Genomic DNA, 11,746 nt, shown 5'->3' with positions numbered 1-11,746 from the left:
CAACTACAACTACAACTACAACGATATAACGTGAAACAGAAGGAATTCCAAAATGACGGAACACCACAACAGTGACCCTCGTCTCGACACGACTCGCGAAATTCGCGCACCTCACGGCACCACTTTGCGCGCTAAATCTTGGTTAACAGAAGCACCACTGCGTATGCTGATGAACAACCTAGACCCTGATGTGGCAGAACACCCACATGCACTGGTTGTGTATGGCGGTATTGGTCGCGCGGCACGTGATTGGAAATGTTATGACAAAATTGTTGAAGTATTAGAGCGTTTAGAGGACGACCAAACCTTACTTGTTCAATCAGGTAAACCTGTGGGCGTGTTCCCGACTCATAAAAACGCACCTCGCGTACTGATCGCTAACTCGAACCTTGTTCCACACTGGGCGAACTGGGAACACTTCAACGAGCTCGATAAAGAAGGCTTGATGATGTACGGCCAAATGACCGCGGGCAGCTGGATCTACATTGGTTCACAAGGCATCGTTCAAGGTACTTACGAAACCTTTGTCGCTATCGCGAAGAAGCACTTCCAAGGTGAAGCAAACGGCAAGTGGGTTCTAACGGGCGGTCTTGGTGGAATGGGCGGCGCTCAACCTCTTGCTGCAACGATGGCTGGCTTCTCAATGATCGCAGTGGAGTGTGATGAATCACGAATCGACTACCGCTTGCGTACTGGCTATGTAGACAAAAAAGCCACCAGCTTAGATGAAGCGATGGCAATGATTAAAGAGTCAGACACGCCAATCTCTGTTGGCTTATTAGGTAACGCCGCAGACGTCTTCCCAGAGTTAGTTGAACGCAATATCACACCTGATGTGGTGACTGACCAAACCTCTGCCCACGATCCTCTTAACGGCTACTTGCCGCAAGGTTGGACGATGGAGAAAGCCGCACAAGAGCGCTCCATTGATGAAGCAAAAGTGGTGAAAGCCGCTAAGCAATCTATGGCGATTCAAGTACAAGCGATGTTAGACCTGCAATACCGCGGCGCAGCGACCGTGGATTACGGTAATAACATTCGCCAAATGGCACTGGAAGAAGGCGTAGAAAACGCGTTTGATTTCCCAGGTTTCGTTCCGGCTTATATTCGACCTTTATTCTGCGAAGGTATTGGTCCTTTCCGTTGGGCGGCACTATCTGGTGACCCAGAAGACATCTACAAAACAGACCAAAAAGTAAAAGAACTGATTCCAGACAACCCACATCTACATAACTGGCTAGATATGGCGCGTGAACGCATTCAGTTCCAAGGCCTGCCAGCGCGTATTTGTTGGGTTGGCTTGAAAGATCGTGAACGCTTAGGCCAAGCATTCAATGAAATGGTGAAAAATGGCGAACTGAAAGCACCAGTTGTTATCGGTCGTGACCACCTAGATTCAGGTTCAGTAGCAAGCCCGAACCGCGAAACAGAAGGCATGATGGATGGATCAGATGCCGTATCAGATTGGCCTCTATTGAATGCCCTTCTGAACACAGCGGGCGGCGCAACTTGGGTTTCTTTGCACCATGGTGGTGGCGTTGGTATGGGCTTCTCGCAACACTCAGGCATGGTGATTTGTTGTGACGGCAGTGAAGATGCATCACAGCGTATTGCTCGCGTACTTCACAATGACCCAGCAACCGGCGTTATGCGTCATGCTGATGCAGGTTACGATATTGCCAAGCAATGTGCCAAAGAGCAGAAGCTTGATTTACCTATGCTAAACGAAGAACTTCGTCGCCTTTAATGTCTGGAGAGAACATGTTGAACTTATTACTTAAGCCAGGACTTCTTGGCCTATCTGAACTTCGAAAAATCAGCCGTAGCCCTGTGAACTTATCACTCGATCCTGCAGCAATCCCGGATATCGAAGCGAGCATGCAAGTTGTCGAACAAGTGATTGCTGAAGACCGCACTGTGTATGGCATCAACACGGGTTTTGGCTTATTAGCAAACACCAAGATTGCGCCTGAAGATCTCGAAGTTCTACAGAAAAGTATCGTACTTTCTCACGCTGCGGGCATTGGCAAGTTCATGTCTGATGAAACCGTACGCTTGATGATGGTATTGAAGATTAACAGCTTGTCTCGCGGTTACTCTGGTATCCGCCTCAAAGTGATTAACGCTCTTATCGATCTTGTGAACGCGCAGGTTTACCCGTGTGTTCCACAAAAAGGATCAGTAGGCGCATCTGGAGATCTTGCTCCCCTCGCCCACATGAGTACCGTTCTGCTAGGTGAAGGCCAAGCACGCCACAACGGCAAGATCATCACTGGCTTAGAAGCAATGCAGATCGCAGGTCTTGAACCAATCACACTTGCGCCGAAAGAAGGCTTAGCGCTGTTAAACGGCACACAAGCATCGACTGCCTTTGCATTAGAAGGTCTGTTCGCAGCGGAAGACTTGTTTGCGTCTGCAACCGTATGTGGTGCAATGTCTGTTGAAGCTGCACTGGGTAGTCGTCGTCCGTTTGACCCTCGAATTCATCGCGTTCGTGGTCATCGTGGTCAAATGGATGCCGCGCTTGCTTATCGCCATATGCTTGATCAAAAGAGTGAGATTGGTGAATCACACACTTGCTGTGAAAAGGTTCAAGACCCTTACTCGTTGCGCTGTCAGCCTCAAGTGATGGGTGCCTGTTTACAGCAAATTCGTAATTCAGCAGAAACGTTAAACGTTGAAGCGAACTCGGTATCGGATAACCCACTGGTATTTGCTGAAGACGGCGACATTATTTCAGGTGGTAACTTCCACGCAGAACCTGTGGCAATGGCAGCGGATAACCTAGCACTTGCGATTGCAGAAATTGGTAGCCTTTCTGAACGAAGAATGGCACTGCTGATTGATAGCGCACTAAGCAAACTTCCACCTTTCTTAGTCGATAACGGCGGCGTTAACTCAGGCTTTATGATTGCTCAAGTAACGTCTGCTGCTCTGGCAAGCGAGAATAAAACACTGGCACACCCAGCTTCAGTAGACAGCCTTCCAACATCGGCAAACCAAGAAGATCATGTATCTATGGCAACCTTTGCGGGTCGTCGACTGCGTGACATGGCAGAAAACACCCGTGGCATCTTGGCTGTTGAATACTTAGCAGCAGCACAAGGCTTGGATTTTAGAGCACCAAATCTCTCTTCTCCTCGAGTAGAAGAAGCAAAACAGATACTGCGCGAGAAAGTCAGCTTCTACGACAAAGACCGTTACTTCTCACCTGATATCGAGCAAGCAAATCTACTGCTCAAATTATCAGTGCATAACCATCTAATGCCAGAAGGCCTACTGTGTAGCTTCTAAGGTTTGGCGAAATAGCACGTCATATAAACAGGGGCTATTGATTAGCCCTTGTTGCATTGAATCCAAGCCCCTATTCCCCTCAAAATCGTCACATACCATCCAACGTATTTATCTAATCGACTGATATATAAGCAAAGTTAACTGGATAGACCATTAGAACGAAGTTAGTTAGCTATAATCCACCCCAGATTTGATGACTAATAGCGATACTATGTTTCTGACACCTTACTTTTCTACTGAAGACAATCAATTTCAATTCACTCGTGAACAAGCAAGCCACTTTGCTAAAAAAGTAGCTGGCGATTTCAACCCGATTCACGATGAAGACAACAAGCGCTTCTGTGTACCTGGCGATCTTTTATTTGCAGTACTTCTGCAAAAAGAAGGCATCAGCCAAAAAATGCGTTTTGATTTTTCAGGTATGGTTGGTAACGGTATTGCGTTAAGCGTTGACAACAAGTGTGAAAAAGAGAGCTCACTTATCGATGCAAATGGTAAAGAGTACCTACACATGTCTTGTGAAGGTGAGAAGAGCCATGATCAAGCATTCATCGAGCACGTAGTAACAAACTACGTTAAGTTCTCTGGCATGAACTTCCCACACATCATGGTTCCTCTTATGGAAGAACAACAAATGATGATCAACTGCCAACGTCCTCTAGTGATTTACGAGAGCATGGAAGTTGAATTTACTCGCCTAGACCTGTCTCACCCAGAAGTTGAATTCTCTGGCGCGACTTTTGATGTTGAAGGCAAACGTGGCATCGTGACCCTGAACTTCGATTTCAAAGAAGACGGCGAAGTAGTAGGTAAAGGCGTGAAGCGTATGGTAGCAAGTGGCCTTAAGCCATACGACCAAGCTTCTGTAGACGACCTAGTAAACCGCTTCAACGAACGCAAAGAGATGTTTCTAGCTCAGTTCACAGCAGCTGCTTAATCAGCTCTAGAACAAGATCAATAAAGCCCAGCTTGATAATCTCAAGCTGGGCTTTTTTATTTCGATTACTAAGCCAGCACTCAAATCATCACTAAATCCAGCGTCTAACCTTTTGTTTGTAATCAACATATTCTGCGCCGAATAATTGTTCTAGTGCTCGCTCTTCGGGTTTGATTTGGAAGTAATTCATGTAGATTACGAAGCCAAAGCTAAGTAGTACACTGAAGATATTCTGGAAGAAGTAGCCAAAGCAAAATAGCAGGATGAACAACCCTAAGTACATTGGGTTTCGCGTGTAGCCAAAAATTCCACTGTCCACGACGGCTGAAGCGGTTTCTACTTTGATCGGGTTAACGGTGGTTTTCTGTTTTCGAAATTCCAATATGCCGGATATTCCGATCACACCACTCAATGTGACTCCGATTCCTAACACAATCATTCCATAAGGCAATGCCAGTGTCCCTTGGCTCAACTGTTGAGCGCAGAAGTATGATGCTACGAATACAATAATGAACAGTGCAACTGGTGGTACTTTTAATTCTAGAAATTTCATACTTTTCCTTATTAACATTCCTTTGTTAGTTTAGAAAAAAGCCCAGCAATTGCTGGGCTAAATGTATTAGAGAATTTTTGCTAGCGCCTGTAATGGGTGAGCAAGCTTCTCACCTTCAAAACGCTTCACTTGGCTGCGGCAAGAATAGCCCGTCACCAAGCAACGATCTTTTGGTAAGTCCTGCATTTGAGGCTTCCAGCTTAAACCATATATGTCTTTCGACATTTGTAGCTTATCGACTTCGTGGCCGAAAGTTCCCGCCATACCACAACAGCCGACAGGAACGCTGGTTAACGCCGCCCCAAAGTGTTTGAAGATAGTACCCCACTCTTTTTCAGCGTTCGGCATTTTGGTTTTCTCAGTACAGTGAGCAAACAAGTACCACATATCTTCACTTGCTGAGCGTGCTTCGAACTCACCTAGCGATGGCATTAACCATTCATGCACAGTAAGTACATCAAAGTCGCCGCGCTTGTCACCTAAGATCTCGACATATTCATCGCGGTAACAAAGCACAAGAGCAGGATCAACACCGACCAAAGGAATTCCGATATCCGCCACCATCGACAAGAAATCCGAAGTCGATTTCGCCTCACGTGCAAAACGATTTAAGAAGCCCTTGATGTGCAACGCTTTACCATTCGGTTTGAACGGCAGCAGTACCGGAGTTTTGCCAAGTTTTTGAGCCAGAGTGACGAAGTCTTCAATCACCTCGGCATCATAGAAGCTGGTAAACGGGTCTTGAACGATCAGCACATGCTGTTTCTTCTGTTCAGAAGACAAGCCTTCTAAATACTGTAAATCGAAGAGTTGCAGCTCTTTACTCGCTAGACGATTTTTGAGCGTAGGCACCGACATCAATGGTGCATCAACATAACCGACCGTTTTAGCTGTTGCCGTTTGGATCCACTTTTGACCCAATGCAGCGTTGACTACTTTTGGCGCTTTCGCCATCAGCGGCAGCATGGTTTCAATGTTGGCAACTAGATAATCTTTTGCAGGGCGCTGGTAACGCGAGTAGTAGATGTTCAAGAATCGAGAACGGAAACTTGGTACATCGACTTTGATCGGACATTGACTCGCACACGCTTTACACGCCAAACAACCGTTCATCGCCTCATGAACTTCATGCGAGAAATCGTACTCATGGCGTTTGTTCATCGTATTGCGAACACGCTCAATCATAGTCTTAACGGGTGTGTTGTCTTTCAACGCTTCTTGCTCAAGGTCGAGAATATCAACGCCTTGTTCAGTCAGTTGACGCAACCACTCTCTTACCAAGCCTGCGCGGCCTTTGGGTGAGTGACGTCGGTCAGCCGTAACTTTCATTGAAGGACACATTGGCGAGCTAGTATCGTAGTTGAAACACAAGCCGTTACCGTTACATTCCATTGCTTGCTTGAAGCTGTCACGAACTTGTACGTCGATCTGACGGTCGTAGAAACCACGCTTGGTATCGGTGACTTTCACCAATTCAGCGTCACTTTCTAAAGGCGTACAGATCTTGCCTGGGTTCATCTTGTTGTGCGGGTCGAATGCTGCTTTAATACGTCTTAATTCGGTAAACAGCTCTTCACCAAAGAAGTCTGGGCCATACTCAGAACGGAAACCTTTACCGTGCTCGCCCCACATTAAACCGCCGTATTTCGCCACCAGCTTAACCACTTCATCAGAGACTTCATGCATCAATGCTTCTTGCATCGGGTCACACAGATCCAATGCTGGACGAACGTGTAATACGCCCGCGTCAACGTGACCAAACATGCCGTAATTCAACTCTTTTGAATCGAGTAACACTCTAAATTCAGAGATGAAATCCGCGAGGTTTTCTGGTGGTACACAAGTATCTTCAGCAAAAGCGACTGGCTTAGCTCGGCCTTTCGCCGCACCTAACAGACCCACTGCTTTCTTACGCATGTTGTAGATTCGGCCAATGCTCGCCAAATCGCTACAAACTTGAAAACCAATCACGCCGGCTTCTTCGCTTTCAACCATGGTTTCAAGGCGTGCAGTCAGCGCTTGAACTTGCTGTTCAACTTCCGCTTCATCTTGGCCTGCAAACTCAACCATGTTGATGCCAAGCATCTCTTTGTTCGGAACATCAGTCAGCAAATCGCTCACGGTGTGCCAAACGATGTCTTGCTTCGCTAGGTTCAATACTCTTGAATCTACCGTTTCAACAGACAGTGCTTTCGCTTCCACCATGAACGGCGCATTACGCAGCGCAGAATCAAACGTGTTGTATTTCACGTTAACCAGTGTGCGCGCTTTTGGAATCTTGGTTAGGTTTAACTTTGCTTCCGTGATGAATGCTAAAGAACCTTCAGCGCCACATAGAACGCGAGTTAGGTCAAAGCTGTCATCTTGTTCGTTGATTGCATTCTTTAGGTCATAGCCTGTTAAGAAGCGATTCAGCGGAGGGAATTTATCTAAGATTTGAGCGCGTTTGTCTCGACAAACCGCCTCTGTCACCGCAAGTGCATGGTGAGCGAATTCACCCTCTACAGGTAAGCCGTGTGATAAATCAGATTCTAGACATGAACCATCTGCGAACACCGCTTGCAGCGACAATACATGGTCAGACGTTTTGCCGTACTTCAATGACCCTTGGCCCGAAGCATCGGTATTGATCATGCCACCCAAGGTTGCTCGGTTACTGGTAGAAAGGTCTGGAGAGAAAAAGTAACCATAAGGGCGAACAGCGTCGTTCAATTGATCTTTAACGACACCAGACTGAACTCTTACCCAGCCCTCTTTCTCGTTAATCTCAAGAACCTTATTCATGTATCGCGACAGGTCAACCACGACACCTTTTGTTAAAGATTGTCCGTTGGTTCCGGTACCGCCGCCACGAGGGGAAAAAGTCACGCGTTCGTAAGCGGATTTAGAAACCACTTTACCGATAAGCACAACGTCTTGCGTTGTTTTAGGAAGGATGACCGCCTGCGGCAATTGCTGATAGACACTATTATCAGTCGCCACAGCCAAACGGCTAGAATATTGAGATTCAATGTCGCCAGTAAAGCCCGCTGTTTTTAGTTCATCTAAAAAGCGTACAACAACTGGATCGACATCAGCATTGAGTTGAAGTCTTGGTAACATTTGCTTCCTGCCCCTACTTCGCTGATCCTATCAGCATTGGGTTATCTGAGATTTTTAATAATTTTCTTTGAATTTCGTCACTTTACTACTATTAAGATCATATAAAAAGGTGATCAAATCAGAATCTCAGTGCAAGAATGGAGAAATAGTCACTTTCGTCTTAATTCAGTAACAATATACTGAATAACATTTTGTTTAAGACATCTCCACGAGCACATCACAATGAAAAAAAACAAAACAGTCACAACTGAAGATATCCTTCTTAAACTATGCCAATCAGTCTCAAGCGTACTGACTTCAGCGACGGCTTCTCAGGTGTCCTATTCAGCCATGGTTCAAAAGATCAACAAGACAAGCCTAAAGCCAGATTTTGGTTGCTTCGTTCTGTTTGACGGCGGCTTTTCTGGTCTCGTTGTTATTAATTTTACGTCCAAAGCAGCGCTAGAGATCTACACCAATTACATGCGCAATATGGGCATGCCTGAAAACGAGCTTGCTGTGCTTCATACTTCAGACGAAGTGGGTGATGTATTGGGTGAGTTGATGAACCAATTAGTTGGCGATTTCACCAATAAAATCCGCAAAGAGCTGCAAACCAACATCACACAAAACCAACCGAAAATGCTGGCTCTGAACAAGCAAGTTAACCTTTCTGTTGATACCAATCTCGACCGTCCACAAGCTCGTCGTGTGACCTTCTCTACCGCTAATAACAACATCTTCTACCTTGAGCTTGCGATGGATAAGACTGAGTTCATTCAATTAGAAGAATTTGAAATCGCAGAAGACGAATGTCCAGATAGCATTCTTGAGGCGACTCAGAAAAAAATGCAAGAAGCGAACAAGCCAGCTCAAAGCTCTGGCAATGATTCTGCGGCAGATCTACTCGATGAACTGGGTATCTAGTTTACGAATGCTCTAGACATATTGAAAAAACGTGTCACTAACGCCATCAATACGCTTGATGGCGTTTTTGTTTTTACCGCCAACTGGGCTCATGCAGTTCAATGTTCACCGCCTTCCTTGTTCATCAAACCAGTTTTGCCTTTCTGTTACCCGCGAAAACATGTAAAATGTTGGACTTTTAAAAATTTGCGGTACTGATTAAATTGTCGATGGATAAGAAAAAAGCCCTAAAGAAAATTGCCAAGTGTCTTGAGCTTGGAAATTCTGCGAACGTCAATGAAGCTGCCAATGCGATAAAAATGGCGCATAACTTGATGCTGAAATATGGTCTCGAAAAAGACGATATTGAATTTATCAAGATGGGGAAAACTCAGTCCAGTCACCTGTTACCTGCAAATATCAGTTCTACACTGCTGCGTGTTATTCGCGGTATCAACACCAAATTTGGCGTAGAAGCCGTATTGCTGAATCATAAAGGCCTCAAGCGTGTTGAGTTCATTGGTGAAGCCGACCGCGCGATCTTCGCAGCGTTCGCTTTCGATATCATTTATCGTGAACTGAATGAACACACCGGCCAATTCAGAAATAGCTTTGCTGGCTCTGGCACAGGGTCCTTAGAAGTGACACGCCGCGTGAACTCGTTTGTTTCAGGCTGGGTTGAAGGTGCGCTTGAAAAGCTACCAACCATTACTCCCGACGACGAATCAAACAACAAGATCAATAACTACATTGATAAAGAATTCAAAAATATCGACCGTGAAACGTTCAAGCAGCAACTGAGAGAAGCGATGAAAAACCTCACCGCCGATTATGAAGTTGGTTTGAAGAAAGGTCGTAAATTGTCTGTTAATCGACCAGTTGGCGGTACCCAGGCAGCTAAAAAGATAACTAAATCATAGAGCCACTTTACATTGCTTCGACGTATTGATAAAAACCATCAATAAGATTTACAGGACTATGTTTGTCACTCGGATTCATTCGTTTGACAGAAGTACATGATGGAGAAATACGTTAAAAAAATCACACTAGCCCTAGCGCTTACTATCGCTTTAACGGGTTGTCAGGCAACTCAACGCCAAAACGCGACAACTGGCGAATCTGAGACTAACTCTGCAACTCAAGGCGCTCTAATTGGTGCACTCGCTGGTGCCGTTGCTGGTGCTGCAACTGGTGACTCTAAAGACCGTGGTAAACGTGCACTTATTGGTGCTGCCGGTGGCGCCGCTGTTGGTGGTGGTATTGGTTACTACTTTGACCGACAAGAAGCTGCCCTTCGTGAAGAGCTAATGAATTCAGGCGTTCAAGTTGAACGTGTCGGTGAGAACCAACTTCTACTTCGCCTAGAAAACGGCATCGGTTTTGATTCTGGCTCTTACGCTTTGGAATCAAGCATTCACAATACCCTTCGCAGCGTTGCTCGCATCCTAGTTGAATACCCAGACACTAGCCTAGTGATTGAAGGTCACACTGACAGCGAATCGACGAACCAAATCCTTTCTGAGCGTCGAGCTGAATCTGTTCGTGCATTCTTGATCTCTCAAGACGTTGCTGCAGGTCGTGCTATTGCTCGTGGTAACGGTGAGCGCTACCCTCTATGTGACAATAACACCTCTCAAGGTCGTGCTTGTAACCGTCGCGTAGAAATTCAAATCTTGCCGCTTAAGTAGCACGATTAAAGCCCAGTCCATCTTTATCTATTGAATTAACCTCTATATAGTTGTTTATCAGTTATGTTACTCATTTAACGTGATAATAATAATCAACGACCATAAAGCGTATTCATACTGACATATCGATTCTGGGCTTTTTTACGAGACTTATCTTTTGCTGATCCTATCCAACATTCTGTCATCATCATTTCTTAGAACACTATTTCTAGCCCTCATCTTTTCCACGATTCAACTGTCCACCACACATTTCGTGCACGCAGCAAGCAGTGATGAATTTTCACTAGAATCACAACCTCAAGATCCAGTTTCTCAATACCAATTGGCTCAAGCTTATGAATCGGGTGTCGACGTTCCTGTTAGCACCAGTGATGCATTGTATTGGTACACGCAGTCAGCAGAAAACGGCAACCCAAACGCGCAATTTAGACTGGGTGAATGGTACTTGGCAGGTACAGGTGTTGAACAAAGTAACAAGCTTGCTTTGGAATGGTTTATTAAAGCGGCGTTGCAAAGTAACCAGCGCGCACCTATCGAGGTAGCAAAACTCTACGAATCCTCGCTAGAACAAGACCTCCTTCAACCATTAGATAAAGCGCAGCTATGGTATGAAGCAGCCTTAAAAGATAATCCACAAGCAGAAGAGGGCTACAACCGCATTTTGGAAGCACAATTCAACCAGCAACGTGCAAAACAGATCTCTTCAATAGAACAGCTCGATGACAGCATCGACTCTGAAATAGACACCAGTCAGGGGGTATCTAAGCACGTTCAATCTAACCAAGCATCACGCTCTAACCTCTCCAGTTCTAACCTAACTAGCTCTGACTATATGATTGGTGCTGCGTTGGCCGTGTTGATTTCAATCATCAGCATTATTGCGACGCTCGTTATCTCAAGAAAAAGACAAGCTCTAAAGTCGGGTGATTCGCGACAGCAACAACAATCACTTGAAGCGCAGCTTAGCTCGAAGGACCTTACGATTAAGCAGCAAAAACGCCAGCTGCACACTATGTTCCACGAATTGAAGAAGCAGAAAAACAGCAAAGGTCTGAGTAATTTGCAGGTGGCCTGCGCGCTATTTGGCTACACACCTAGCTCAATCCCCGACCAGAAAAGCATCAAGATCCGATACAAACAGCTATCAAAGATCTACCATCCAGATGGTCACGGATGTGACGAAGAAATGAAACGTTTGAACAATGCGCTAAAAACCATTTTACAAAATGTTACAAAACCGTAAACAAACACACATCTTCATTTTCCTAGATCTCAAAGATATCGATT

8 protein-coding genes and 2 pseudogenes are annotated in these 11,746 nt (G+C 45.5%); 8 read left to right on the top strand and 2 right to left on the bottom strand.

From position 1 onward, the window contains the following. Nucleotides 1-52 precede the first annotated feature (52 nt). From hutU to AB4138_RS13900, 3 genes are all read left to right on the top strand, one after another. Nucleotides 53-1,747 (top strand): urocanate hydratase, encoded by a 1,695-nt coding sequence (hutU, locus tag AB4138_RS13910; RefSeq protein ID WP_017063597.1) that lies wholly within the window; start codon nt 53-55, stop codon nt 1,745-1,747. Nucleotides 1,748-1,761: 14 nt separating this feature from the next. Further along, nucleotides 1,762-3,294 (top strand): histidine ammonia-lyase, encoded by a 1,533-nt coding sequence (hutH, locus tag AB4138_RS13905; protein ID WP_017067090.1) that lies wholly within the window; start codon nt 1,762-1,764, stop codon nt 3,292-3,294. Nucleotides 3,295-3,505: 211 nt separating this feature from the next. After that, nucleotides 3,506-4,231 (top strand): DUF3581 domain-containing protein, encoded by a 726-nt coding sequence (locus AB4138_RS13900; RefSeq protein ID WP_017067089.1) that lies wholly within the window; start codon nt 3,506-3,508, stop codon nt 4,229-4,231. Nucleotides 4,232-4,322: 91 nt separating this feature from the next. Here AB4138_RS13900 and AB4138_RS13895 read toward each other — a convergent pair whose 3' ends face one another. Together AB4138_RS13895 and AB4138_RS13890 are read right to left on the bottom strand one after the other, a co-directional pair. Next, nucleotides 4,323-4,784, bottom strand: a complete 462-nt coding sequence (locus AB4138_RS13895; protein WP_017066183.1) for an isoprenylcysteine carboxylmethyltransferase family protein — start codon at nt 4,782-4,784, stop codon at nt 4,323-4,325. Between the two features lie 66 nt (nt 4,785-4,850). After that, nucleotides 4,851-7,886: an FAD-binding and (Fe-S)-binding domain-containing protein gene (locus AB4138_RS13890; RefSeq protein ID WP_017066184.1), complete on the bottom strand. Its 3,036-nt coding sequence runs from the start codon at nt 7,884-7,886 to the stop codon at nt 4,851-4,853. Nucleotides 7,887-8,108: 222 nt separating this feature from the next. On the opposite strand from AB4138_RS13890, the gene AB4138_RS13885 reads away from it, so the two are divergent. From AB4138_RS13885 to AB4138_RS13865, 5 genes and pseudogenes are all read left to right on the top strand, one after another. After that, entirely contained in the window at nt 8,109-8,792 is a 684-nt protein-coding gene (locus tag AB4138_RS13885; RefSeq protein ID WP_017059770.1) for a DUF3334 family protein, read from the top strand. A 209-nt stretch (nt 8,793-9,001) separates the two neighbouring features. Next, the gene (locus AB4138_RS13880) at nt 9,002-9,691 is read left to right on the top strand and encodes a DUF2786 domain-containing protein (protein ID WP_017059769.1); all 690 of its coding nucleotides are present in this window, start codon (nt 9,002-9,004) and stop codon (nt 9,689-9,691) included. Nucleotides 9,692-9,790: 99 nt separating this feature from the next. Then, nucleotides 9,791-10,459 (top strand): OmpA family protein, encoded by a 669-nt coding sequence (locus AB4138_RS13875; RefSeq protein WP_372134003.1) that lies wholly within the window; start codon nt 9,791-9,793, stop codon nt 10,457-10,459. Nucleotides 10,460-10,616: 157 nt separating this feature from the next. Further along, nucleotides 10,617-11,184 (top strand): annotated as a pseudogene (locus tag AB4138_RS13870) (tetratricopeptide repeat protein); the annotation flags it as partial. 80 nt (nt 11,185-11,264) lie between these two features. Next, nucleotides 11,265-11,702, top strand: a pseudogene (locus tag AB4138_RS13865) (hypothetical protein); the annotation flags it as partial. Nucleotides 11,703-11,746 lie beyond the last annotated feature (44 nt).

The organism is Vibrio sp. 10N.286.52.C3, assembly GCF_041468865.1.
Lineage (GTDB): Bacteria > Pseudomonadota > Gammaproteobacteria > Enterobacterales > Vibrionaceae > Vibrio > Vibrio crassostreae_C.
Note: the sequence above shows the minus strand (reverse complement) of the source record. Positions and strands in the feature narration are given on the sequence as shown.

Bases quoted from the DNA above. Each gene is read 5' to 3' on its own strand.
- hutU (WP_017063597.1), top strand. From the start codon at position 53: ATGACGGAACACCACAACAGTGACCCTCGTCTCGACACGACTCGCGAA.
- hutH (WP_017067090.1), top strand. From the start codon at position 1,762: ATGTTGAACTTATTACTTAAGCCAGGACTTCTTGGCCTATCTGAACTT.
- AB4138_RS13900 (WP_017067089.1), top strand. From the start codon at position 3,506: ATGTTTCTGACACCTTACTTTTCTACTGAAGACAATCAATTTCAATTC.
- AB4138_RS13895 (WP_017066183.1), bottom strand. From the start codon at position 4,784: ATGAAATTTCTAGAATTAAAAGTACCACCAGTTGCACTGTTCATTATT.
- AB4138_RS13890 (WP_017066184.1), bottom strand. From the start codon at position 7,886: ATGTTACCAAGACTTCAACTCAATGCTGATGTCGATCCAGTTGTTGTA.
- AB4138_RS13885 (WP_017059770.1), top strand. From the start codon at position 8,109: ATGAAAAAAAACAAAACAGTCACAACTGAAGATATCCTTCTTAAACTA.
- AB4138_RS13880 (WP_017059769.1), top strand. From the start codon at position 9,002: ATGGATAAGAAAAAAGCCCTAAAGAAAATTGCCAAGTGTCTTGAGCTT.
- AB4138_RS13875 (WP_372134003.1), top strand. From the start codon at position 9,791: ATGGAGAAATACGTTAAAAAAATCACACTAGCCCTAGCGCTTACTATC.